We start from the raw sequence: 25,633 nt of genomic DNA, 5'->3' as shown, positions 1-25,633 counted from the left end.
AACTATAAACGAGAGTAAAACATGCATACGTTAAACACACACAAGCGTCTGCTGGCGTTAACCGTAGCTATGGCGTTAAGTACGCCAGCGGCCTTTGCTGCAGAGAATGTTTGGGAAAGTATTGAAGTTACCGCGCAAAAGCGCAACGAGAATATAAGCGATGTAGGGATCGCTATTACTGCGTTTTCTGGTGAACAATTAGAGGCACTTGGCCTTGAAAGCAGTACTGAGCTTATCGCGTTTACCCCTGGCGTATCGTTGGCCGGTGATATCGGTGGTCAGCGTGCTATTTTCAATATTCGAGGCGTGGTGCAAAACGATTACGCTGACTTGGCGGAAGCGCCGGTGGCGGTATACGTTGACGGTGGCTATTTAGCCAGTACCCAAGCACAAACCTTTGGTTTATTCGATGTGGCTCGCATCGAAATTCTTAAAGGCCCACAGGGAACATTATTCGGAAGAAATGCCACAGGCGGACTGGTTAATACGGTTACCGCCAAGCCCACTGCAGATACAGAAGGCTACGCGGAATTTACTGCCGCACGTTTCGAACAATACCGCTTCGAAGGGGCGATATCAGGCGAAATAGCAGACGGCATTTATGGTCGTTTTTCTGGGTTTACTAATCAGCAAGGTGAGATACTAGAGAATATTTATGAAGACGGTGCTGCACCCGATACCCGTTTAGGCTCTGTGGGAGGCGGGGAAGATGGGTACAACGATGATACTAAAGCGTTTCGTGCTCAGCTGCTTTTCGATATTGGTGAGCAAGGCTCGTTACTGCTAAGCGGAAACTGGTCAGATACAACCAAAAGTGAAGGCCCTTATCAGGTGGTGAATACCACCGAGATAAAAGATGCCGACGGCAATGTGATTGACGTTATTTACGCTGCTGACGACCCACTTGGCTGCGACACTATTCAGGCAGGCGTGTGCGTAGACGGCAACTTCAATGGCGATCCTTTCCGTCCTGTGCAAGGCGGCGACTTCAACGGTAACTTCGACCCTGATGGGTCGGGCAATAAAGTAAATAAAGACTTTGCCTTTGACGATCAAAACAAGATCAAGTCAAAAGGCCTCGCGGCAACACTAGACTATGCATTTGAAAGCTTCGATTTCTTCGCCATGTCTGATTACAAAGAGTTTAAACGTACCGTTGGCCTCGACTCCGACCAAACAGCGTCACCCGAACTCATTTTTCAATCTAACAGCACCATAGAACAGCTCAGCCAAGAGTTTCGATTCTCAGGTGAATCCGCAGACTTAAAGTGGGTTGGGGGGCTTTATTATCTGTCTATCGATACGGACTATAGCCAAGGCTTGGCGGGTTCACCCACCACCTTTTTCTTAGGCGGTGAAGAAAATAACACCTTGGTGTCTCTTGAAACCGAGTCTTATTCTGTATTTGGGCAAATAGACTATAGCCTGAGTGACGATCTTGTTCTGGTTGGTGGGTTGCGTTACACCCGTGAAGACAAAGACTTTGTAGGTAATGTGTATCAGAACGAGAATACTAACGACCGCGTTATCGAAATTGATACCACTACGACCTCTTTAGAAACTTTGGTCGATTCTAACGATCAAAACCTGTGGTCGGCCAAGCTACAGCTGGAATACAGTGTGGGTAATAGTTTGTACTATGCAGGCATCAATCGGGGCGTAAAAGCGGGGAGTTTCAATGCCCCGCTTCAAGGAGGTTTCAGCTTATACGAACCTGAAGAACTTACTGCGTATGAAGCGGGTTTAAAGCACAGTTTTATGCAGGGAAGCGGCGTTTTTAATGCCAATGTTTTTTATTATGACTACAGCGATTACCAGTCGTTTTCGTGGGTGAATAATGCGGGGGTGGTGTCAAACGAAGAAGCCTCATTTAGCGGCGTTGAATTAGAAGTGTTCTTAACCCCGACAGACAGCTTAGATGTTATGGTTAACTTTTCATATACCGATGCAGTGGTTGAAGACTTAGAAGTGGCCTCGGGGTACTTTGCTGATACAACACCGCCATTTACCCCAGAGTATCAAGCGTCTGCCATGCTTCGCTATAACTGGGACGCCTTCGACGGCAATATGGCAGCCCAACTGTCAGCCAATTATCAGTCGGAAACCTTTCACAATGCGCGGAATTTTACCGCTCATGAAATTGATAGCTATGCCACGGCTGATACTCGTTTAACCTGGGTAGACGCTGAGGACAAATGGCTAATAGCGGCTTATGTAGATAACCTGTTTGACTCAGACCATGAACTTATTGGCTTTGACGTAACTGGTTTTTATGGAACCAGCCAGATTTCCTATGCGAAGCCTAGGACGTATGGCGTAACGGTAAGACGTAATTTCTAATTAGCGTAGTTGCGCTTTGTTTAACAAAATAAAGCGTATCACCTACTTCTAAAAAGAAACGTGCGTCGCTAACCTAAATACCGACGTAGCAAAACGGTATTTAGGTTTTGCGTTAACAAAGCGCGCGAAGCGGCAGTATTTTTGCTTTTCTTTTTTGCCAAGGCCTTTTGACCTTTGTTGTACACCAAAGATCAGCAGGCCCAATAAAGGTTAGCAGCGAGCCTCTAATCTAATCGTTACGCCGTTGAGAGCGCTGATGCATTTTTTAACCTACCGCTTTGCCGAGCATGACGCTGTGTAAAAAGAAGCAACAAGTAATAGCAAACCCAATAAGGAAATAGATCGTGGATAACACCAACAATCAGACCATGACAAAACCTTCCCATTACGATGGCGATTTATGGAATGAAGATTTAGCGCCAACCAACGCGGAAACCAGAACCTGGGTGTGGAAAGACTATGCGGCATTATGGGTTGCGATGGTGGTTTGTGTACCTACTTACCTCTTATCTGCCGGTCTGGTATCAGAAGGCATGAATTGGTATCAAGCGGTTATCACCGTACTGTTGGGCAACATTATCGTGCTTGTACCTATGATGCTAATTGGTCATGCAGGTGCAAAATACGGCTTACCTTTTCCCGTATTATTACGTAGCGCATTTGGCACCAAAGGCGCGAAAATTCCTGCTTTGGCCCGTGGGCTTGTTGCATGTGGCTGGTTTGGAATTAACACATGGGTAGGCGGCAGTGCCATTTACGTTATTTTAAATAGCGTGAGCGGCGACGCATTTGTGGGACAGGCACTACCATTTTTAGGTATCGATATCACACAAACTCTGTGCTTCTTCGCTTTCTGGGCGATGCACTTGGTTTTTATAAAACACGGCACCGAATCTATTCGTTGGCTTGAAACTTTTGCTGCACCATTTTTGATCTTAATGGGCTTAGCGCTTCTTGGTTGGGCATACGTTAATGCTGGTGGGTTTGGCGAAATGTTGTCAACGCCGTCTCAGTTTGTTGAAGGTGGAGCCAAAGAAGGGCAGTTTTGGACAGCTTTCTTCGCGGGCTTGACTTCTATGGTGGGCTTCTGGGCAACCATGGCGTTGAACATTCCCGATTTCACGCGTTTTGCAAAATCACAAAAAGACCAAATGTTGGGCCAAGCTATTGGCTTGCCGTTACCTATGGCGCTGTTTGCCTTTATCGGTGTAGCGGTAACGTCAGCAACGGTCACCATTTATGGTGAGGCCATATGGGACCCTGTTGCGCTAGCCGGTCGAATGGGCGGCATGGGTGTAGTGCTGGCACTTGCTGCATTAGCACTTGCGACGTTAACCACAAATCTAGCCGCTAACATGGTAGCCCCAGCTTATGGCTTTTCGAATATGGCGCCTTCGAAAATAAGCTTCAAAATGGGCGGCTATATAACCGCTGGTATCGGCGTCGCTATCTTCCCCTGGAAGCTGCTTGAAACCGCGGGTGGCTATTTATTTACTTGGCTTACGGGATATTCTGCGCTACTAGGCCCTATCGCGGGTATTTTAATCGCCGACTATTTTATCTTGAGAAAATCGACGTTGAACGTTGATGCGCTATTTCAACACGCTGGCGAATATGGCGCGAACAACGGTTGGAACATGGCGGGTGTGACTGCGCTTGTTATAGGTATTTTACCCAATATCCCCGGTTTTCTTCACGCAGCTGGTTTTCTAGAAAGCGTGCCAGCCGTTTTCGATACGCTTTACGCCTACGCATGGTTTGTAGGGTTAATCATCGCCAGCATGGTTTATCTGCTGCTCTCCAACAGAGCACCCGTCACCATGCAGGCAAAAAGCGCCTCCCAATAATGGGGTCAGAGTACATTTCTGAGTAGCAAAAAATGGGGTCGGATTACTTTTCTGAGCAGGAAACTAATGGGGTCAGAGTACTTTTCTATTTAATGTACTCTGACCCCCCAAATATACTTCGACAGGGTTATTTTCGCTTCATGTTTTCAAAAAGTGAAGGCTCCCAAGGCCGCATCGCCATTAAAAGACCAATGTGCTGACGTTCTTCAATTGGTAGGGCATTATCTTCGCTGCTGAGTTTTGCGGCTTCTTGTCGCAGTTGTTCAAGACGGCGCTGAATAATCGAAACCGAGGTCTGAGAATAGCGGCCGCGTAAATAGAAACGGAACATCCATGGCTCGTTTTTCTTTGGATCCATAAACTTCACCATTACTTCCTGTTCCATAAACTTCTCTAGCGGGCCGCCAGGGATCCAGCGAAAGTTTTGCGCAATAAGTAGCTTGTAGCGGTTGTTCGGTAACAACTCTATAAGCTTAAGTTTATCTAAGGTTGTCATTAGCTTAATGCCCTCGACCTCAGAAATATTGTAGTGCTTGATGATTTCCGAGAATCGCCAGCCATCACGCACACATACGGCTGCAAGCAGTAGCTTGGGATTGGCAAGTAACTCCATTTCTTGTTGCTCAGATAGCTGGGAAATTTTTTCCTGCTGCTTTTGCGACAGGCTAAAAAGGTCGCTCAATGACAAATTTAGGCATTCACAAATCTGTTCCAGCTTGTCGAGGCTGAAAGCCTGTAAAGAGAAATTTCGTTTTACGCTGGCCTCGCTTACGTTCAGTTTCTGTGCGATCTGTTTGTAGGTAAATCGCTGCTCTCGTAAACATTGTTTAAGCGTGTCGTAAACAAGGTTAATTTGGCTCATGGTATTAAATATTTATACTTGTGGTGTAATTTAATACTACATCAGCGATTGTGGTTTACGAAATTTATTCTTGGTTCTAGTGTAGAACATGTTCAGGCACATCTCGCCTTTACATACTAGGAGCAAGTGATATGAAAAATTCGCGTTCAACATTGATGTTAACTGCACTATTAAGTAGTGCGCTTCTTACCCATTCTGTAATGGCAGATGATTCCATCGACCACAGTGGCAAAGCTAGTAAACATAGCGCGCTTGCAGCATCTGAAGGCTTAGCAACGACGGCGTCAGTAGCGAGTGCCGTAGTCGCTGTTCCGGTGATACTAACCGGCAGTGCTGTAGTGGCAGGTAGCGCAGTTGCTGAAAGTGTGATTGACGAGAGTAGCCGCAGTATTCACGGAGCTAGTCATCATTCCTCCGTTGATAATAACCAGCCGTTAGTGATTACCGAAACAATCATTACAGCAGACCCTGCGCCAAACAAAGTCGTTGCGACCACTAACACAACAACTACTACCACTACCACAACTAAACGCTAACGGTTAATTAATTGCTCGAACTTTGAAGCGCGACTGGAAGCTAAAAAAGTAGCTGTAGCTTGTTAAAAAACTGCTACAGCGAAGTGTTGTGCATCTAGCGCTTTAGGTGGCTCTTATTCAGTGCAAGTCGAGAGAATTTAAGCAGGGAAGAGTATGAAAACACTTTTGTATTCAATAGCTGTGGCTTTGGTACTACTTACTGCTAACGCTAATCACGCTTTGGCAGGTAGTCAGCAGCATGGAAAGCCTTCATTTTCATCTGAAGCCATTGCCATTTTTTCTAAAGAAGTAGAAAAGTATGCGGCAAGCCAAGGAGCTCGTGCCTTCATTATTGCAAGGCGAGGCAGACCGATTGAAGACATGCCGGAGGGCATTCGCTTCACGCACACTGCTATTGCTATCTACTCAAGCATTCAGCTAGATAATGGAGAGACTGCTAAAGGCTATGCAATCCATAATTTGTATCAAGATGCTGATGAACAAGACGTGAGTCATTTAGTTACAGATTATCCTGTAGATTTTTTCTGGAGTGCTTATGCGCTCGAGGCTGGCCTGATTATCCCATCGGTTGCCGTGCAGCAAGCGCTTCTAAGTATGTACAGCGAAGATAAAGCAAAATTGTTGCATAACCCACGCTATTCAGTCGTTGCTAACCCATTTAACAGTGAACGACAAAACTGTACCGAGTACACCCTAGATGTGCTCAATGCTGCGGTGTACTCCACCACAGATATAGCCCAGCTAAAAGCTAATGCAAAGGCATATTTTACGCCGCAAAAAGTAAACATGAGCCGCGCCAAACTTGGCTTGGCGAGTATGTTCAGCGACGGTGTGACGTTGTCCGATCACGGTCGTAAGGTGGAAACAACTACATTTGGAAGCCTTGCTCGTTACATGCAGAAATACGATTTATCGGAAAAGGCAGTTATTTTTGCGAGCAACGGTGAGACAACTATTATCGAGGAATTTAACAATGCAGACTCAGAATAAACCAACGAAAGCATTTCGAATAGCATCACTGGCAGCCCTAATTGTGGGTGTAGGCGCTTATTTTATCGGCCTTTACAATGCCCCAATGGCGCTTAATGAAAAAGGTTATTACTTCACTATTATGTTATTCGGCTTGTTTTCTGTAGTGAGCTTACAAAAAACGGTACGCGATAAAATGGAAGGTGTGCCAACTACCAAAGCGTATTTCCTTGCATCAGCTGTAGCTACTGCATCAGCCATCGTATTGTTAGTGGTTGGCTTATTAAATGCTGAGCTTTTATTAAGTGAAAAAGGCTTCTTCGGCATGGCCTTCACTCTAAGCCTCTTTGCCGCTATTACGGTGCAGAAGAACGTACGCGATAGCCAAACTGCAGATGAGTCACGCAACACAAAAAGCGATACTCAAAGCAGCGCTACTGAGCACGAAGACTCTCCCAAAGTGAAAGCCGCTTAAAAAATGGGGTCAGAGTACATTAAATTAATGGGGTCGGAATACATTTCTAAGTAATGTACTCCGACCCCATTAGTTTTACGATTTACGCTTTTGGTTTCAGCGAATTTTCAGTATGGTAGGTGTAACGCTGGTTCGGCATTCAGCCAGCTTGTTTAACGCATCAGGGATGAATTATGCGCAAACCCGTTAAATACCGGATAGCTTTTCTAATAGTTGCTGCTGCCTGCTTTTATGTGGGCATATTATTTTTACCTGAAACCCTTCCTGAAATAACCTTCTCCTTTGAAAGTATTTGGGCTAGCGCACATTGGCGAAATACCTTGCTTGTTACGTTGGCATATTTTGTCTTTTTGCCTGTACTTTACTATTTCTGGATCATTCAAATTGGCAATCAGGCTCTGTGGAAATTATTGTTAGTTCTTTCTTTAAGTAGTTTGGTCGCACGCTATAACTATCCAGAGCAGTTAGCCTATTACTTTGAATTCATTACCTATCTTAAATATCCAATTATTGCCGTATTGATGGTGATAGAAATTCTACTCCTGGTAACGATAGTTAAAGCATTGTGGGGGGCTCGAAAGCTCTCTGGCGACCCGCGAATTCATATGCTGGAACAATATGAAGGCGATAACATTTATGAAAAAGGGTCGAAAGAAGCAAAGAAGTTAGAGTTGGCACTTATGTTTGCTCATGAGCCCGCCAGTTGGTACTACGCCATACCTCGTTTTAGTAGAAACCATGTTCCCGCCATAGCCAATCTGCATTTATGGTCCGCACAGTGGTGGCATGTGTCACTGGTTTGTGTAGCGCTTGTAGTTGCGACGTATGCAAGTTATCTCGCCATAGCACTTTGGAGTGAAACGGTTGCCATTGTGGTGGCAACCTTGGTTTTTTACCTCATAGTGATGTTTATTGCTAACTACAGAGTCAGCAAGCATTACTCTGTTTACCTTATAAAAGATAAGCTTATGGTGAATAATTCGTGGTGGGGAATGACTGTTATTCCACTTTCCAATATTAAACAAGTAGAAACAGGCAGTTGGACGGCTGCTTCAACAAAAGAACAGTTCCATTTCGGTAGAGGCAACGCAAACGTTAAGCTTACCTTTGTGTCAGAACAAAAGTATTACTCGGGTTTAGCGACTTTTATTGAGCCGATGGACACACTTTATCTCAGTGTCGACGACCCGTCAGCATTACACGAGATTTGTCAGCTTAACACCGAACAAATGGGGTCAGAGTACATTACTAAAAAAGTACTCTGACCCCATGATCTCAAAATGCTAGTCGGTTTCGGCTTGCCATTCAGCTAATTGCTTAGCGATTTGTGCTGAGACTCGTTCGTCAACTATTGCGGCGCGTCGATTCATCTCGTGGTGCCACTGGCTGTTTTGTTTAATATGTGAAGGCACTGGCGCATGTCGGTCCAAAGGGCCTGGATAATAGTATGCGTCAGCAACGTCTGAGAGCTTTTGATTCGTGCCGTCTGCAAATCGTGCTGAAACGCTGGATAAAGGGGAGTTCAATTCACTCTTTTCGTTAAGCAAAACAAGCGTAGGAGGGGAAATGTCAGGTATTGTCGATGGGGAAAAGTGGGTCCATACTGTCGCAATATTTAGGTCCTTAAGCTTAGAAGTAAAGGGCACAAACTCATTGATTGCTTCACCCCGCTTTAACGACACCGGCTGCTTTAATGTATGCATTGCGCCAAACAGAAGAATCGCTTTATCGTTTTGTTCAGCTACCTGCTTCACAGTTTTCTCATAGTTCACAATGCGTGTTTTGGTGAGAGACTGCCATTGCTCTTTGCTCAATCCTTCCCATTTAAACTCTGGTTCGGCTAGAGCTATGCGAACTTTATGGTTTGACGATGCATTGAGTAATCTTAGTTTCTGCACAAAATGTCGGTAATGCTTATATTGCCACGCCATGAAATAAATACTGTCCTGCCACAAAGGCTCTAACTCTTGCAGTGAAACCTTTGTATTGGGGTTAAGCAGATAATCATCCAACTCGGGCTGGTAATGGCTATTACCGAACTCAGTCACAATAACGTCGACACTCTCAAAGATATCACGATCAGACAGAGCGTTGATTAAGAGCTCTGTCGGTGCTGAGGAGCCGTGTATATCACCAATTGCCACGATTTGGTGTTCGCTTAATAAATGCTTAAAGGTTTGATTTACCTCGTAGTTCCCAGTATTAGCGATGTGAGTTGAAGGCGAAACCTCGTTAGCAAAAGAAGTGTAGGGTAATAACACCGAACACATAACAATGACGAAAAGCGAATAAATCGAGAAAGAGTGGTAGCGCATTATATATATGAAAGAGTGGTTTGTTTGTAATTGATTATCATTATTATTTATTGCAAATGAAAGGGGAGGTAAACATAAAACGGACGTTTTTACGCAATTCAATTAAAATAAAGTGGTATGAAGGTCATTGGCTTTAAAAAGGTGAATGAGTTGTAAAGTCTGCTGCTTCTCCTTTATTACGGACCAATGTCGAATTGATTCGGCTCGAGTGCTTGCGTATTCTCGACATACTTAATGAAATAACTGCTATAGGTAACAAACGTTGTGTGTGAACTTTTAGGCATGAGTGCGAACACTCCTACTGACCTATGTTTTAGTTTTACCGGGCTGACTCGCCGCGGTGGTGAAACAGGGCCGCATAAAGACGGCTGGGGCGTTGCTTTTTATGAAGGGAAGGGCGTGCGTACGTTTCACGATCCCGAGCCTTGCGCCACATCACCCATCGCAGACTTTGTTTCGAAGTTGCCTATAAAAAGCAAGAGTGCGATTTGCCATATTCGTCAGGCTAATGTGGGTAACATTAACTTAGCTAACACGCATCCCTTTACTCGCGAACTGTGGGGGCGATATTGGGTGTTTGCGCACAACGGGCAACTACCTAACTTCTCACGTCGAATGGGTATTTACGAAGCAATTGGGGACACTGATAGCGAAGAGCTTTTCTGCGATATTATGAATAACGTTAGGCAAAACCTCCCTCGAGACGCTATGCCTGAGCAGTTAGCTGAAACGTTAGTTTCACTTGCAAAGGAGTACGCTCAGCAAGGTGTATTCAATTGCTTGCTGAGCAATGGCGACTGGTTATTTACGTTCTGTAGTACAAAGTTAGCTAGCATTACCCGCAGAGCACCTTTTGGCCCCGCTTGTTTGAGTGATGTAGAGGTGGAAATTGATTTTGCAGCTGAAACCACGCCAAAAGATGTAGTGAGCATTATTGCTACTGAACCGCTAACAAACGATGAACAGTGGGATATCTACGAACGGGGTGAGTGGAAGCTATGGCAGGAAGGCGAAGTCATAGCCTCGGGTAAAGTGGATGTCCCTGAACACAAAAAAGAAGCCGATATGGTTGCACCAGATCCATCGCTTCACGACTAATCACGAATTGTGGGGTCAGAGTAACTTTAATTGCCCCGCTCTCAAAAAGCTCGGCGCTGAGTTAGTAACCCAGCGTAATAATGTACTCTGACCCCATAACTCGAACTATGGGGTCAGAGTAACTTAAATAGCCCCACTCTCTAAAAGCTTAGCGCTCGGTTGGGAACCCAGGGGAATAATGTACTCTGACCCCAATATTCAGGTTGGCTAGATCGATAATGTACTCTGACCCCATTTTTAACCCAATACTTGCGTGATGGCTTGTTTTACTACTTGGTAGCGGGCGGGTAGAGCGCTGTGGGGTGTTTGAACACTGTATAGGGGCTCGGTTACTTCATTTTTAGCTTTGTAGACGGTAAGTTTGTCGGCAAAAGACACAAAGTCTAGTGTGCTGGTGGGCAGCACGGTGTAACCCAACCCTTCGCTTACCGGCAGTAGAATTTGCGAAAGCTGGTTTATGTAGCCGGCATGAGGCAACTTATTCGGATTAATGTTGGCTAACTCAGCTTCTCCGCAATCGTTAAAATAGCGCTGCAAGTAGTGCATAGCATCAGGGTGATTAATAAGCCCTAGATGCTTGATGACGGCTTTTAATGAACTAGCATCAACAGTTTTACTCTTTGCTTTTCCAGATACGCTTGCTACTTTTGCTACCGAACCCGAACCCGAACCCGAACCCGAACCCGAACCCGAACCCGAACCCGAATTAGAGATACAACCCTGCGTATTATCAGATAACTCAGGAACCTGCGCAGCAAGCGCGTCAGGTAGGCTACGCGGTAGAATAAGCCCCAATGCTTCTTCGCCTAAATACTCACTATGTATATCTTCACTCTCTGGCTGGTTTGTCACAATGCCAAGCTCCAGCGTATTGTTCGCAATGCCTGACAAAATAGTACGACGAGGTGCGACTTCCACGTGAACATTAAGCGCGCCATGCTGCTTTTGCAGTGCCAGCAGAGCAGGGTAAATACGCTGAGCAATCGCGCCTGAGCAGGCCACTACGCACTTACCTTCAAAAGGGGCGTCAAACTTTAAGCTGGCAATAAAATCTTGCTCTTTTTCCTGCTGCTCCTTGGCATAGTGGTACACACGTTGGCCCTGCTCAGTTAACTGAATGCCCTTGCCTAAACGGACGACTAATTCACACTGACATGCCTCTTCCAGTTTCTTAAGGTGCTGACTTACGCCCGGCTGCGTCATAAAACGTTGTTCAGCAGTGCGCGTAAAATTGCCCGTTTCTACTAACGTGATGAAGGTGTCGAGCCAAATAGGGTTGATCATTGCCATATAAATTTAAATTATCAAATTTAGAAAATATCATAATTTCATGTTTCATCTTTGTCTAGCTACTATGTATGCACATTCACTTAAGCGGTGTTCGAGTTGGCCTTCTTGACGAGGCAACCGCCTAAGCCATTTTGATAACTTGCACTACATAGGAGTAAGTAATGACTGAAGCAGTAAAAACACCGTATCCACGTACGTTTTCTCATATTGGAATTTCAGTACCTGACTTAGAAGCTGCCGTGAAATTTTATACCGAAGTACTTGGCTGGTACCTCATCATGAAGCCAACCGAGATTGTTGAAGATGACTCGGCGATTGGCGAAATGTGTACCGATGTATTTGGTCCAGGTTGGGGGAAATTCCGCATTGCGCACCTTTCAACAGGTGATCGTGTTGGCGTTGAAATTTTTGAGTTCAGCAACCAAGAGAACCCAGAAAACAACTTTGAATATTGGAAAACTGGTATCTTTCATTTCTGTGTTCAAGACCCAGATGTTGAAGGCTTGGCTGAAAAAATTGTCGCTGCTGGTGGCAAGAAGCGAATGAAGGCGCCGCGTTATTACTATCCGGGTGAAAAACCTTACCGCATGATTTATATGGAAGACCCGTTTGGCAATATCCTTGAGATTTATAGCCACAGCTATGAATTGCATTATGCTAGCGGCGCTTACGAATAGGCATTAATTGGTGAGGTCTGTTACTTATCGCTTCAAGCTTGTATGTAGCAGGCGTTAAATAAGCAAGAAGGCGAGGGCGTTAATAGCAATTAAACGTACCTCGCCTTTTTATTTTTAATTAGGCTAGCCGAACCTGCCAGATACATAAGGATTCGTGGCCTTTTCGGTGGCAATCGTAGTGGTTGGTCCATGACCCGGGTAAATCGTCATATCATCCGGCAGCACCATAATTTTCTGTTTAATCGAGTCGATTAATTGCTGATGATTACCTTGAGGGAAATCAGTTCTGCCAATAGAGCCTGCGAAAATTACATCACCCACAATAACGCGATTACTTGAGCGTTCTACCAGCACCACATGACCAGGTGTATGACCCGGGCAATGCAGCACGTCTAGCGTTAAATTGCCCACTGAAATGGTATCGTTGTCGTTTAACCACTCGTTGGGAGCAAAAGGCTGGGCGGGTGGAAAGCCAAACATCTGGCTTTGCTGCATAAGTGCATCTAGCCAGAATTTATCGCCAATATGCGGCCCAACAATAGGTACACCGTAATGTTCAGCAATGGCGACAGTGCCGCCTACATGATCTAAGTGCCCATGAGTGAGTATGATTTTTTCTATACTCACGCCTTTATTTGACGCAGCTTCAATCAGCGTTTCAACGTCGCCGCCCGGGTCGACAAACGCGCCTTTGTTAGTGGATGAATCCCAAATTAATGAGCAGTTTTGGGCAAAGGGCGTAACGGGTATAACTTGAATTTCCACGGTTTAACCTTTTGATTCTTTGTTGCTTGGAGCGAAATAAAAAAAATAAAGCAGTGCGCCAACCACTAATTCACCCAGTAAAAATAGCCACGCGTTGGTTGACGACTGTGCAATAGACCATGCGCAAACCGCTAGTGCGACAAAGGGTATCAGACGTCGAAACAGGTTTACAGGGCTGGCAAATGCGCCTGCAGAGCCGTTAAAATAAGCGTCATTCTCAGAATTATCTTGCTGCATGCTGCTTTGTGAAGAAGCGCTCTGCAAGGTAGCACCTTGCAATGAAGCCCGCTGTGCTTTCATCAACACACCTACACACACGGCGTAAACCACAAGCCGTGCAAGCACGCTTGAAATAGCTAACCACACAAAGCTGCCGCTCAGCGCCATAGTACCGGCAAATATTCCCAGTATTGATATGGAAACTGCTGGGGTAGCAAAGGATGTGTGAATCTCACCTAACTTCTGTCCCAGTTTACCTGGAATAAGTGACTGCTGCGCCATAGAGAACGTAAGTCGAGACGTAGATATCATATTCGCTAACAAGTTACCGGCAACCGACACTACGGCGGTAAGCGTCATTATGAGGGCCCCGGTTTCGCCAAATATCATATTGGCGAGTGCAATTAGCGGTGCGCTATCCGGCTCTGCAGGCCCTACTGTGTGCCAATAAAGCCACTGCACGCAAAAGTAAAATATGGCAATACCTGAAACCGTAAGCATTAGTGCACGAGGTATGGTTTTTTTCGGTGAATTGGTCTCGCCGCTCGTGACCACTACCGTTTCAAAACCAATAAAAGCGTAAAGCGTAAGTAGGGCGCCGGCAGATATGGTGTCAAATGCAGGCACAACGGATGTCGATGTACTTGTAAATGCAGCAGAAAAGTCGAGCTGCCAGTAGCCAACTCCAATAAGCGCCACGAAAGGCAGCAGTTTTAACACCGAGATAGTATCAAGCGAGCGCATGGCGGCCTTAAGGCCAACAATATTCACTACGATTAGTGCTGCGGTAAGCGCGATAATGGCGAATGACTTGCCTATTCCCGCATTCAGTTCGGGCCACACATAACCGGCGTACAGCAATAACACGTGCATGTTGGCGGCAATCGCAGTTGCGCGAGCCAAGTAGTAAATAAAGCCAGTTTGAAACGCCGCTGCGTCACCAAAGCCTTTCTGGGCGTACACCACAGGTCCACCGGTTTCTTGGTACAGCGTCGCTAGCTGCCCAAAACACCACACAATGGCCAGCATTAGCGCGCCAAAAATCAAAAAGATGTAAGGGCTGAAAGCGCCGAGCTCAGCGGCCATTTTAGCGGGCAGAGCAAAAATGCCCGCCCCAATAAGGCCATTTAACACCAAAAGGGCAGCGCCAATGCCGCCAATCCCTTTGGTTAACAGGCTTTTGTTTTTGCTACTCATTTAGAAAAAACTTCTTCTCCAGCCACATAAGTAGCGTGTACTTCGGTTTTCCAAATGTCTTTGGCATCAATGGTAAAAATATCTTGGTCGACCAAGATAAAGTCTGCCCATTTTCCAGGCGTTAGTGTGCCTAAGGTATCTTCCATGTGCCCTGCGTAGGCTGCATCTAACGTAAACCCTTTAAAGGCTTGTTCAATGGTTAATGCTTCGTGGGCGTACCAACCTTTTACGGGTTGATTATTTCTGTCTTGTCGCGTAACCGCAGCGTGAAGCCCGTAAAATGGGTTAGCAAGCTCAACAGGGAAATCAGAGCCTAAGGGCAGTGCAATGCCCGAATCGAGTAGCGTTTTCCACGCGTAAGCGCCTTTCATACGATCTTTGCCAAGGCGATCTTCCGCCATGTTCTTATCGCTGGTGGCGTGAGTAGGCTGCATGGAAGGTAAGACCTTTAGCGAAGCAAAGCGGGCTAGGTCGTCAGGCGCAATCACCTGTGCATGCTCAATACGGTTGCGCAGTTCGCTGCCGCCAATACTCTTAAACGTGGTTTCAAACTCGTTCAGTGCGACATGGTTAGCCTTATCACCAATGGCATGGTAGTTTAGCTGGAAGCCCGCACCAATTACCGTAGTAAACAGTTGGGTCATATCTTCTGGTTGAGTTAACAGCAAACCATGTTGATGCGGTGCATCTGAATAAGGTTCAAGCAATGCTGCGCCTCGGCTACCTAGTGCACCATCGCCATAGGCTTTTACCGAACGAATATATAAAAAGTCATCTTGGTCGCGAATAGTACCATTGCCCAGCATGGTGCTGAGGTCAGGGTCTGTCGCACTCACCATGGCATAAATACGCACAGGCAAGTCACCTTCTACCGCTTCTTTTAAATAGAAATCGTAAACGTCTCTGCCTACGCCAGCATCGTGCATTGACGTAACGCCATTTGCTAGTAAGTGCTCACCAGCTGCATGTAATTGTTGCTCGTAAATAGCGCTGCTTGCTTTAGGCAAATGCGCTTCAATTAATTGCGATGCATTATCAATAAAAACGCCGGTAGGATTACCGTCAGCGTCTTTAATGATTTCGCCCCCTGCAGGCGATGGGGTGTTTTTAGTTATACCCGCGATTTCCATCGCTTTACTGTTCACCCAGGTAGCGTGGCTGTCTACACGAGCTAGCGCCACAGGTCGGTCAGAAATTACTTTATCCAAGTCAGCCGCTGTTGGAAACGCTCTGTCAGACCACAATTCCTGGTTCCAACCGCGCCCGGTAATCCAAGCTTGTTGTCCATTCGCAAATGCGTATTCGGCAACTGTCTTGGCCGCGTCTTGTGCACTGCTACTTTCTCGCAAATCGACTTCCAACAAATTTGCGCCTAAGCCTAGCAAATGCCCATGAGCGTCGATAAGCCCGGGTAGCATAACTTTGCCTTTGCCATCAATGGTGCTGTCGACAGGCGTGTTGCCTTTGTCGATATCTAATGCAACCACTTTGCCTTCATCAATGACAAGGTTTTTAAACGTAATGAGTTTGCCACTTTCATTTAACGTATAGCCTTTTACGTTCTCAACAAGCGTTGCAGCATCCACCGTAAGCGTGGTGGTCATAGCGCCTAACGTTGCCGCTGTTGCAAACGTTGCGGTTAGCAATTTTGAAAGCGAGTGCTTTTTAAATGTCAGTGCCGACAATGTAGAGTTCATAGTGAGTTTCTGCCTTTTTTATTTCTGTTTTATTCTTTGTTTTTTTAGTTTTTATACCGAGCTGCTCAAGTTTCAATAGCTACGCACTAACGCAACGCTATGCCTCGACACTCTCGGTGTCTTCAAATTCGTCTTCGTCATCAAGGTCAAGAATGGGAGGCTGCAGCAAAAAATCTCTCTCCCAAATTTTAGCCATACTCGACTGGCTAATGTTGCCGCCACTCAATATAACAAGAGCGGTTTGCCCAGGTGGAGTGTTGGCAGCCCAAGCCGCTACTGCAGCCATGGTCATCGCGCACGTGGGCTCAATATGAAGCTTTAGTAAATGATGTAGCCATTGGGTCCAATAAGCAATTTGCAGCTCATCTACTTCGTAGAAATCATCTATTTCTTGCAGTATAGGAAACGTTACATCGCCAACAGAAGGCGTGGCTGCACCGTCTGCTAAGGTATTTGGAGCATAGTCTAAAGCAATGATCTCACCAGCTTGCAACGACATAGAGGCATCATTCGCTTCGGCGGGCTCAGCGCCAATGACCAATGCATTTGGCTGTAGTGCGCGAGTTGCCAGTAATGAGCCCGACAATAACCCTCCGCCACCACACGGCGCAAAGACAGCATCCACCTCACCAATTTCGTTAAGCGCTTCTAACGTTGCCGTGCCTTGTCCTGCCACAATATCTTTGTGGTTAAACGGCGGTATCCAGACCGTGTCTGGTGCTTTTGAGGCTTGCTCGACAGCCGCATCTGCTTCTGGACGGGTAGGAAATAGTTTTAATTCAGCACCATAGCTTTGCGTAGCGGCAGCTTTTATTGGCGAAATGGTCTCGCTCGCAAAAATAGTGGCCTTAATACCAAAGTGAGCTGCTGCATAGGCTACTGCCTGAGCATGATTTCCAGAACTATTGGCGACCACATGCTTCGGTAAACGACCTTCCTCTTTCAACCGGGCTAAAAAATTCATGGCGCCGCGAATTTTGAATGCCCCGATGGTCTGTAAGCACTCCGCTTTAAACAGAATGCGGTTGCCCATCCATTTGTTGAGCAACGAAGATTCAACAATCGGCGTTTTCTTTACGTCGCCTTTTATACGTTCATAGGCTTGTTTAATGTCTTCGAAATTTGGGGAAATACTCATTAAGTAACGCTCTTTTCATTTTGGTTTTTTTGTGGGGTAGCGCCGACAAGGGCCTTTACGCACTAAAAGGAAATCGGAAGCCTTACAGTGCCAGATACTATTAGATAACGCCAGAGCCTATACCACATAAGACAATTCATATTTATTTAATAATTCTACTTTAGTATACCGGCGCTAGTTACCGGAGACAGGCACATGTTAAGCAAACACAACCATCGTATTTACGCCTTACCTACGGTTTTGTTTCTTTTTCTCACCTTTTTATTTGTTTCTGCTGGTGTTTTTATTCAAAACGATGAACGCGCAGCACGTATTTCTAAAGCGCAGTCGGTTGCCGAGCAGGTAAAAATTAGTCTTGAAGTTTTCTCAAGCGAACGTATTCAAGCGCTGCACAACCTAATGCGAAACTGGCCCACCTTTGAGCCAAACCAAGTAGACTGGTTTAATGCGCAAGCCCTGTCATTGATGGGCATGCAGCGAGGCTTTTCATCGTTGGTATTTGTCGATGCGAGCGGTGAGATAGCGTGGGTGGCAACACCATCTTCCGGTATCAAAACCCGTATAGACAACAGCCTCATTGGCCATCCTATGGATGCGTTGGGCTTAAACATATCGCGTTTGTCCGAGGATTTGGAAAGCACGCTTTTGTATTCAGATGCTGCTCAACATCACTTTATCGTTGTGGGCAGGGCCATAAGCCCTCAAGAGCCTGAGCACGGATTTCTGGTGGCGGGGTTCGACGTACAAACCATATTAACCGTAATGTTAGGCGAGTTAGTAGGCCCACAGTTTAACTTTCAGCTTAACGCCGACAGTGCAACGCTTTTTCAAAGCGGTGAGTTAGTCAACGATGGCACCATTGTGTCGCTTTTGCCGTTCAGTTTTTTAGAACGCGATTTTTACCTTTCCATGCAGTCTCAGCTAAGCCCATATAACGCAGGCTTGTTAATTATTATGATTGGACTGTTGATGTCAGCGCTAGTTAGCTATGTGCTGCACAAGCAGCTTAAAGGCGCGGTTAATTTGTCTTTGAGTCAGCAGCGTTACCTCACCGCTAGCGAAGCCTCCCTTGATGCGCTTCTTATTTATCAGCCAACAGATGACGACTTTTCTCTAGTAGAAGCAAACTCATACAGTCGCTATCTATTTCGCGGTGCATGTGATGTATTGCGGTCCATGAGCTTAGCCGAGCAAACGCGTTATTTAGGTTTAAGCAGTGAATTTAAAAACGCCAAAAACGTTGCTGAACTTGGCGTGCCTTATGAAGCTCACCTTGCCATTCATAGTGATAAGATTGCGCCTCAATGGATAAAAGTTCAGGTGGTAAAAGCTGGTGACAATATTGCGGTGACCGTAAGGGACGTGACCGAACGTTTTCGTGCCCAGCACGATTTAAAGCGTAGCGAAGAAAAGTATCGCCGCTTAGTTGACGGCATGCACCGCCACTTTGTTTACACCAAGACCGTCGAGCACAACTTTATGTATGTGAGCGCGGGTATTGAAAAGATTTTAGGGTTTAGCGCAGAAGACTTCTGTGAAAACGAGTCGAGATACGTTCGCCAAGTACCTGACGAGACGTTTGAGATACGCCAAACCATTGCCCGTGGCGAAAAGCCCGAGCCTTATATTGTGCATTATCAAGGCAAGGTCGGCGAGCCGTTAGCGATTGAATTTTCAGACACGCCCATTGTCGACGAGCAAGGATTACTGGTTGCCGTTGAAGGCATAGCTCGCGATGTAACCAAAGAGCTGGCGCTGCAGGAAGAAGTGTATTTTCAAGCTAACCATGACCAGTTAACCGGGCTGTTTAATCGCTATGCATTTGATGAGAAACTGCGAACGATCCTTGATGAAACGCATAAAGCGGCTGGTCAGCAGGGCGAGAGCAAGACTTTAAACTACGTTGATTTTGAAAAAGTGGCGAGTATCAATTCGCCTCGCGCTTACCACAAGCAAAGCGTGATGTGCTTTATCGATATGGATCGATTCAAGTTAGTAAACGACAGCTGTGGTCATCCAGCCGGCGATAAGCTACTAAAAGAAATCTCCACCATATTTAGGCAATACGTGAATGGGCAAGATCTGCTTGCCCGAATAGGGGGAGACGAGTTCTGCATTATATTTCGCAATCAAAGTTTGGATGAGGTGACCAAGCGCCTAGACAAGCTTTTATTGGCGATTTCAAATTATCGTTTTGTTTATGACGACAAGTTGTTCTTTGTAGGGGCAAGCATTGGCGTTATCGAAATAAACGAGAGTACACAAAGTGCAGAAGCGTTAATTAAAGCTGCTGACAACGCGTGTTACAAAGCCAAACACTTGGGTCGAAACCGTTACTTTGTGTTTCATGATAATGACTCGCAAATGGCCATTGATGACAGTGAAAACCAGGTGTTACATGCCTTGCATCACGCATTACAAAACGACGGGTTTGAGTTGTATAGCCAAGCTATCATGCCGCTTAACGTGCCCAATCAAGAAGAGGCCGCCCCGCTTCAGCATTACGAGATTTTGCTGCGTCTACATGCAAAAAACAGTGGCCTTATAAGCCCGGGGCTTTTCATCCCGTTGGCAGAACGTCACGGTTTAATGAACAAAGTGGATATGTGGGTGGTAGATAACACCCTTAAAACCCTTGAACGTAACCCCGCTCACATCGATAACGTGGGCAAAGTCGCGATTAATTTATCGGGTATTACATTGGGTGATGAAATGGCGCTGCATAAGATTGCCAAGCGTATGCAAAGTACTTCTGTACCTGCTGAGAAAATTTGTTTTGAGATTACAGAAACAACAGCGGTAACTAACTTAAGCGCTGCTAAACATTTCATTTCTACACTACGAGATTTGGGGTGTAGCTTTGCCTTAGACGACTTTGGTGCTGGTATGTCCTCGTTCACCTACCTGAAAAACCTAGATGTTGATTACGTTAAGATCGACGGCTCCTTTGTGCGAAATATCGTTCACGATCCTATCGATCATGCTACAGTAACTGCGATAAATAATATCGCGCACAGTATGGGTAAACAGACCGTGGCAGAGTTTGTGGTCGATAACGCGACCGCCGAAGTTTTACGAGAGCTTAAAGTAGATTTCGGTCAAGGCTTTGCTTTGGATAAACCCAAGCCACTGGCGCATAGAGTTCAATGGCGAGTTAAACTTGCCTCTGCCTAAAAGGAAATGTCATGGGTTTATTTGATACCATCATGGGTAATGCAAGCGAGACTAGCGCTTCAGATGTTCAAGAAGAGCTTACGCCTATACTTGCTGTTAACGAAACCGTTACCTCTGCGTTTAAGCTAGTGCGCGATTTAAGTGTATTCACAAACAAGCGCCTAATCCTTATTGATAAGCAAGGCCTTACCGGGCGCAAAGTGAACTATCATTCAATACCTTATAAATCTATTACGCAGTTTATCGTTGAGACGGCAGGGCATTTTGATACTGACGCCGAGCTTAAAATTTGGCTGTCGGGCAAAGCCGATCCCATTGAGATTGAACTAAGTGCATCGTCTGCTCAGGCGGTACAGCAAAACCTAGCAACCCAGATGTTTAGCTAGTTTCTGCGTTTGTAATACTTGATAGATGCTTTGAAGTAGCAAGTAAAGAAAGTCTAATCACCCTACAAGTGCACAAAGCGCTACAACGCAAACATGCACAAAATAAGCGTTAATTAAACTGACCAAACAAAAAAGCGATGCTTTCATAAGCATCGCTTTTTGCTTTTCGCTCATTTCTAGGGCTTGTTGAGCTTAGATGTACAGGAGAGATCAACAGGCCCCAGGCTCTAACCGTATTAGTCTTTCAAGTTACGGTTAAAGAAGTTAGTAATAGTTTTATATAAGTGAATGCCCGTTTGCTTGCCTCGAATGCTGTGCTTCTTGCCCGGGTAATCCATAGTTTCAAATGGAATTGCCAAGTCTTGGAGGTGCTTGTAGAGCATCGTTGAATGGGTAAACAACACGTTGTCATCTGCCATGCCGTGGTAAATCAAAAGGTCGCCCTTCAGGTCTTTTGCGTAAGGGAATACTGAAGACGCAGTGTAAGCATCATCATCTGTATTTGGGTTGCCCATGTAGCGTTCAGTGTAGTGGGTATCGTATAGGCGCCAGTCAGTTACCGGCGCACCTGACACGCCCGCTGCGAAGTAATCGCCCGCTTTGAACATGGTCATTAGCGTCATGTAGCCGCCATAGCTGTGACCGTGGACACCAATACGCTCAGCATCAACGAAAGGAAGTGTGCGTAAGAACTCTACGCCAGCAACCTGATCGTCCACTTCAATAAAGCCCATTTTTTTATAAATAGGATCTTCAAAGCCTTTACCGCGATAATTAGAGCCGCGGTTATCTAACGTAAATACCACATAGCCTTGATCAACCCAGTGTTGGAATAGCAAACCACGGTTACCCGCCCAGCTGTTTGTTACCACTTGTGCGTGCGGGCCGCCGTAAAGGTAAACAATAACAGGGTGCTTCTGTTTAGGGTTTTGCTTGGCACTGTCAGGCGTGTAAATTCGATACTTAAGGGTAGCGCCATCCTTTGTGGTGATGTCACCAAACTCAGGTGCCGTCCAGCTATCCATGTAAGCGTGCAGAGGGTGGCCTTCTTCAACTTTATTTTCTTCAAGCCAGGTAATTCGCTCGCCGGTGGCGCTATTTAGGCTAACTTGTGCAGGAGAGTTAATCGTTGAGAAACGGTCAATAAAGATAGAGGCATCTTTGCTAAATGCCGCGCTGTGATACGCGCCTAGTTCAGTGATACGCGAAATCTCGCCGCCATCTAAGGGCACGCTGTAAACATGGCTTTCTAGTGGGGTGTCTTTGCGGCCAGAGAAGTACAAACGGTTGTTCGCTGTATCAATAGCTTCAACACTGTCTACAACCCAGTCACCTTTGGTTAACTGCTTAACCAACTTGCCTTTATTGTCGAAAAGGTAAAGGTGTTTAAAACCGTCGCGCTCAGACGCCCAAATAAATTGGCCTTTGTCTTTTAGGAAGTAAAGGTCGTTATGCAGATTTACCCAGGTATCGCTTGTTTCTGTAAGCAGTACGTTTTCTTTTTTACTGTTAAGGTCGAACGCGCGAAGCTCCAGTGTTTGCTGATCACGCGTTTGCCACTGGTAGGTAAAGGTGGTGTTGTTAGGCATCCACTTACCGCGAGCAAAATAAATGTCTTTATCTTCACCTAAATCCACCCAAGTGCGATCGCCAGAGTTGATGTCTTGAATAGCAAGTTCCACCAAGACGTTTGGCGTGCCCGCTTTCGGGTATTTCTGTTCGATAAGCTTGATGTCGTCAGCATAGATTTCAGAACGTGTGATCACATCTACCGGGCTTTCATCAACCTTGGTAAAGGCAATTTTAGTCTCATCTGGCGACCACCAGTATCCGGTCATACGGCCCATTTCTTCTTGCGCCACAAATTCGGCCATACCAAATTTAATGTTGTCGCCACCTTCTTTGGTAATTGCCGTTTCTTTACCTGATTCAATGTGTTTTACATAAAGGTTCTGGTCGCGAATGAAGGAAATGTAGTTACCTTTTGGTGATAATTTAATATCAGTTTCAAAAGCGTCAGTATCTAAAAGTTGCTTCGCCCCTTTTTCGCCCAGCTTGTGATAAAACACATCGCCACCTAATGGGAAAAGTAATGCTTTACCATCGTCCGACCACTGGTAGCTTACAATACCGCTGCCAGATAAACGCATACGCTCGCGTCGCGCTTTCTCTTCATCAGAAAGCACTTCTTCGCCGCTTTGTAAGTCGTTTGAGTCGAAAAGCATGCGAGTTTGGCCACTTTCAATATGGTATTCCCATAGATCTAGGCGCTCGTAGTCGGTTTGCTTACCTTTAAGAAATGTTACCCGTTGACCGTCAGGTGATACTTTTAACGAACGGGGTGCGTTGCCATCGAGTGAAGGAGAAGAGAAAATACGCTCAATAGTGAGCGTTTCAGCGTTTAAAGCAGTAGAGAGCATAGCGGCTCCAATTAAAAGGGCTTTTTTCATTTTTATCTGCATATTTGACTGTCGAAGGTTTGATTGTAGTTATATCAATTTATGATACAAGGTGCGACATATGAAATCCGCAATGGTGCTAGGAGCGACAGGTTTAGTGGGACGAACGCTTGTAAATATGCTGTTACAGGATAGACGGTACAATGAGGTAACCTGCTTAGTCAGAAAACCGCTCTCCTCCAGTATGTTTAACGACCCTCACAATCGCCTAAAACCTGTAGTTATCGACTTCGACAATCTACAGGACTATCAAGGCTACTTTAGCGTAAATCATGTGTACTGTTGTCTGGGCACCACGCTTAAAAAGGCGGGATCGAAACAAGCGTTTCGCCGCGTTGATTTTGAATATGTTCATGTTGCCGCACAGCTGACCCGAGCTCAGCGCGCGGACAGTTTTGTATGGATATCATCGGTAGGCGCTGATGCTAAAAGCAGTAACTTTTATTTACGAGTAAAAGGCGAGCTAGAAAACGCGATTATGCGAATGCCTCAGTTACCCCATGCCTCTGCCGTACGCCCTTCGTTATTGTTAGGCAATCGCGACGAGTCGCGGACGCTAGAAGATATAGCGCAGAAAACGGCGCCCATATGGCAAAGCATAATGAAAGGCCCGTTAAAGAAATACCGACCCGTTCATGCCGTTGACGTGGCCAGAAATATGATGTCGCTGCAGCGCTGGAAATAAGCGCTCACTGTAAATGTCACAACCTTAACGTGAAGCACAACCCGACTTGATATAGAATGCGCGCCTTTTAACGCACTAGGTAATACGACTTCCTTATGTTCCGCTGTAAACAATTCACCGTAGCACAGGACAAATGCGCGATGAAAGTGAATACCGACAGTCTGATTTTAGGAAGTTGGGCACAGTTTCGCGCAAACCTCAGCCATGCCCCACGCATCTTGGATATCGGCACCGGCAGTGGCATTTTAGCGTTGATGATGGCCCAAAAAGCAGCGCACTTTTGCAATCCGAACGGTGAAGAGCAGAATGTTCAAAGCAGTTCAATTGACATCAGCTCGTTCGATAATGGCGCAGCCAGAATTGACGCGATAGAAATAGATGAGCAAGCCGCAGCGCAGGCCGCTACCAACTTTAAAAATGCAAAATGGGCCAAACAGCTGTTTATTTACTGCTGTGATGTAACTGGCTACACCTCCCCCCACTTGTATGACCTAGTGATTTCTAATCCACCTTACTTTGACACGCCAGCTACACTTTCAAATGCGTACAGCAAGCAAAGCCAATCTCGCTCGGTGGCAAGGCAAACGTCTGCATTGGGCTCAGATGAACTTTTTAGTGCAAGCAGCAAGTTGTTAATAGAACAAGGGCAAATGTACTGTGTGTACCCAGCGTCGATGGAAGCCTCGGTTATCGAAACGGCTGAAGGTTATGGCCTATCGCTGGCAGATATTCTTTATGTAAAGCATACATCTAACAAATCGCCTTATCTTTGCGCGTTCCACTTTAAAAAAGTAATGGAGGGCGCAAGTGATAATCTTAAAAACGTTACTGCACATCGGGAATGGCCGAGCTTAATAGCGAAAAATGCAATCAAAAATGAGCTGATAATTAGGGATCAAAAGGGCGAATATACCAGTGAATACAAAGCCCTTTGTCAGCCTTTCTACCTTAAATTTTAATGAGCTTATATTAATGAACATAGTTGCAGAAGGCTTTGGCGCAATAGCCGTTGTTTTAAATTTTATTGGGTATCGCCAAACTAACGTAGACAAGTATCTGCTTATTTCTGCGTTTGCCTTAAGTGCACTTAGCGTGCATTTTTTTATGCTAGATGCCATGGCCGCAGGCATTGGAACACTGCTTGCCAGCGTTCGTAACTTTATTGCCATTAAACATAGAAGCAATGCCATTTTATTTTTCTTTGTTGCGGTGAATCTAGGCTTCCTCGCTTATGAGTGGTTTGTGCTAGAGCACAGCTGGATAATCTTCATTGCCTATGCGTCTTCACTTATTTTTACAGTGGGATCTTTGGTTATCCGCAATACGCACACTATTAGAAAGGTTTTTCTTGTTGCTGAAACTTTGGGGCTGTTATATGCCATTTCCGTGGGCAGTATTTTTGGAACGGTATTCAATGTAAGTAACTTGATCAGTATTTTAAGTAAGCTGCGCAAGCCCTAACGCTTTAGCAATAAAACTCACCTTATCAATTAGTCTAATTTGC

21 protein-coding genes are annotated in these 25,633 nt (G+C 45.6%); 13 read left to right on the top strand and 8 right to left on the bottom strand.

The window, feature by feature from the left end:
- Window positions 1-21: 21 nt before the first annotated feature.
- A complete protein-coding gene (locus AWH61_RS18895) occupies window positions 22-2,340 on the top strand; it encodes a TonB-dependent receptor (RefSeq protein ID WP_075177919.1) in 2,319 nt (772 codons plus the stop codon).
- 344 nt (window positions 2,341-2,684) lie between these two features.
- Entirely contained in the window at window positions 2,685-4,187 is a 1,503-nt protein-coding gene (locus AWH61_RS18890) for an NCS1 family nucleobase:cation symporter-1 (RefSeq protein WP_075177918.1), read from the top strand.
- A 127-nt stretch (window positions 4,188-4,314) separates the two neighbouring features.
- Here the strand turns inward: AWH61_RS18890 and AWH61_RS18885 are convergent, their stop codons facing one another.
- On the bottom strand, window positions 4,315-5,049 hold the full coding sequence (locus AWH61_RS18885; RefSeq protein ID WP_075177917.1) for a helix-turn-helix domain-containing protein: 735 nt from the start codon (window positions 5,047-5,049) through the stop codon (window positions 4,315-4,317).
- A 131-nt stretch (window positions 5,050-5,180) separates the two neighbouring features.
- Here AWH61_RS18885 and AWH61_RS18880 point away from each other — a divergent pair, with 131 nt between their 5' ends.
- The 4 genes from AWH61_RS18880 (at window position 5,181) to AWH61_RS18865 (ending at window position 8,294) form a co-directional block, all read left to right on the top strand.
- Entirely contained in the window at window positions 5,181-5,585 is a 405-nt protein-coding gene (locus AWH61_RS18880; protein ID WP_075177916.1) for a hypothetical protein, read from the top strand.
- Window positions 5,586-5,738: 153 nt separating this feature from the next.
- Window positions 5,739-6,575 (top strand): DUF2145 domain-containing protein, encoded by an 837-nt coding sequence (locus AWH61_RS18875; protein WP_075177915.1) that lies wholly within the window; start codon window positions 5,739-5,741, stop codon window positions 6,573-6,575.
- On the top strand, window positions 6,559-7,029 hold the full coding sequence (gene yiaA / locus AWH61_RS18870) for an inner membrane protein YiaA (RefSeq protein WP_075177914.1): 471 nt from the start codon (window positions 6,559-6,561) through the stop codon (window positions 7,027-7,029). The genes AWH61_RS18875 and yiaA overlap by 17 nt, the downstream gene beginning before the upstream one ends.
- Window positions 7,030-7,202: 173 nt before the next feature.
- Window positions 7,203-8,294 carry a hypothetical protein gene (locus AWH61_RS18865; RefSeq protein WP_075177913.1) on the top strand — a complete coding sequence of 364 codons (1,092 nt, stop codon included), beginning with the start codon at window positions 7,203-7,205 and terminating at the stop codon, window positions 8,292-8,294.
- Window positions 8,295-8,312: 18 nt separating this feature from the next.
- Here the strand turns inward: AWH61_RS18865 and AWH61_RS18860 are convergent, their stop codons facing one another.
- On the bottom strand, window positions 8,313-9,173 hold the full coding sequence (locus tag AWH61_RS18860) for a hypothetical protein (protein ID WP_249922687.1): 861 nt from the start codon (window positions 9,171-9,173) through the stop codon (window positions 8,313-8,315).
- Between the two features lie 435 nt (window positions 9,174-9,608).
- Here AWH61_RS18860 and AWH61_RS18855 point away from each other — a divergent pair, with 435 nt between their 5' ends.
- Window positions 9,609-10,442 (top strand): class II glutamine amidotransferase, encoded by an 834-nt coding sequence (locus AWH61_RS18855; RefSeq protein ID WP_075177911.1) that lies wholly within the window; start codon window positions 9,609-9,611, stop codon window positions 10,440-10,442.
- A 237-nt stretch (window positions 10,443-10,679) separates the two neighbouring features.
- Here the strand turns inward: AWH61_RS18855 and AWH61_RS18850 are convergent, their stop codons facing one another.
- On the bottom strand, window positions 10,680-11,726 hold the full coding sequence (locus tag AWH61_RS18850) for a LysR family transcriptional regulator (protein ID WP_075177910.1): 1,047 nt from the start codon (window positions 11,724-11,726) through the stop codon (window positions 10,680-10,682).
- A gap of 167 nt (window positions 11,727-11,893) precedes the next feature.
- Between AWH61_RS18850 and AWH61_RS18845 the strand changes: the two genes are divergently transcribed.
- Window positions 11,894-12,409 (top strand): lactoylglutathione lyase family protein, encoded by a 516-nt coding sequence (locus AWH61_RS18845; RefSeq protein WP_014950763.1) that lies wholly within the window; start codon window positions 11,894-11,896, stop codon window positions 12,407-12,409.
- Window positions 12,410-12,532: 123 nt separating this feature from the next.
- Here the strand turns inward: AWH61_RS18845 and AWH61_RS18840 are convergent, their stop codons facing one another.
- From AWH61_RS18840 to AWH61_RS18825, 4 genes are all read right to left on the bottom strand, one after another.
- Window positions 12,533-13,174, bottom strand: coding sequence for an MBL fold metallo-hydrolase (locus AWH61_RS18840; protein WP_075177909.1), 642 nt, complete (start codon window positions 13,172-13,174; stop codon window positions 12,533-12,535).
- A 3-nt stretch (window positions 13,175-13,177) separates the two neighbouring features.
- Window positions 13,178-14,590, bottom strand: coding sequence for an APC family permease (locus AWH61_RS18835; RefSeq protein WP_075177908.1), 1,413 nt, complete (start codon window positions 14,588-14,590; stop codon window positions 13,178-13,180).
- Entirely contained in the window at window positions 14,587-16,287 is a 1,701-nt protein-coding gene (locus AWH61_RS18830) for an amidohydrolase (protein WP_075177907.1), read from the bottom strand. Before AWH61_RS18830 ends, AWH61_RS18835 begins: the two co-directional genes overlap by 4 nt.
- 97 nt (window positions 16,288-16,384) lie before the next feature.
- Window positions 16,385-17,425: a serine/threonine dehydratase gene (locus AWH61_RS18825; protein ID WP_075177906.1), complete on the bottom strand. Its 1,041-nt coding sequence runs from the start codon at window positions 17,423-17,425 to the stop codon at window positions 16,385-16,387.
- Between the two features lie 195 nt (window positions 17,426-17,620).
- Here AWH61_RS18825 and AWH61_RS18820 point away from each other — a divergent pair, with 195 nt between their 5' ends.
- The gene (locus tag AWH61_RS18820; RefSeq protein ID WP_075177905.1) at window positions 17,621-20,599 is read left to right on the top strand and encodes a putative bifunctional diguanylate cyclase/phosphodiesterase; all 2,979 of its coding nucleotides are present in this window, start codon (window positions 17,621-17,623) and stop codon (window positions 20,597-20,599) included.
- An 11-nt stretch (window positions 20,600-20,610) separates the two neighbouring features.
- Entirely contained in the window at window positions 20,611-20,985 is a 375-nt protein-coding gene (locus AWH61_RS18815; protein WP_039216362.1) for a PH domain-containing protein, read from the top strand.
- A 236-nt stretch (window positions 20,986-21,221) separates the two neighbouring features.
- Here AWH61_RS18815 and AWH61_RS18810 read toward each other — a convergent pair whose 3' ends face one another.
- A complete protein-coding gene (locus tag AWH61_RS18810; protein WP_075177904.1) occupies window positions 21,222-23,435 on the bottom strand; it encodes a S9 family peptidase in 2,214 nt (737 codons plus the stop codon).
- 70 nt (window positions 23,436-23,505) lie between these two features.
- On the opposite strand from AWH61_RS18810, the gene AWH61_RS18805 reads away from it, so the two are divergent.
- From AWH61_RS18805 to AWH61_RS18795, 3 genes are all read left to right on the top strand, one after another.
- Complete coding sequence (locus tag AWH61_RS18805) at window positions 23,506-24,129, top strand: NAD(P)H-binding protein (protein WP_014950755.1); 624 nt, start codon at window positions 23,506-23,508, stop codon at window positions 24,127-24,129.
- A 140-nt stretch (window positions 24,130-24,269) separates the two neighbouring features.
- On the top strand, window positions 24,270-25,088 hold the full coding sequence (locus AWH61_RS18800; protein ID WP_075177903.1) for a tRNA1(Val) (adenine(37)-N6)-methyltransferase: 819 nt from the start codon (window positions 24,270-24,272) through the stop codon (window positions 25,086-25,088).
- Window positions 25,089-25,101: 13 nt separating this feature from the next.
- Window positions 25,102-25,590 carry a YgjV family protein gene (locus AWH61_RS18795; protein ID WP_014977436.1) on the top strand — a complete coding sequence of 163 codons (489 nt, stop codon included), beginning with the start codon at window positions 25,102-25,104 and terminating at the stop codon, window positions 25,588-25,590.
- Window positions 25,591-25,633 lie beyond the last annotated feature (43 nt).

The organism is Alteromonas sp. W12, assembly GCF_001924945.1.
GTDB classification, from domain to species: domain Bacteria; phylum Pseudomonadota; class Gammaproteobacteria; order Enterobacterales; family Alteromonadaceae; genus Alteromonas; species Alteromonas macleodii.
This window is presented reverse-complemented; position numbering and strand designations above follow the sequence as displayed.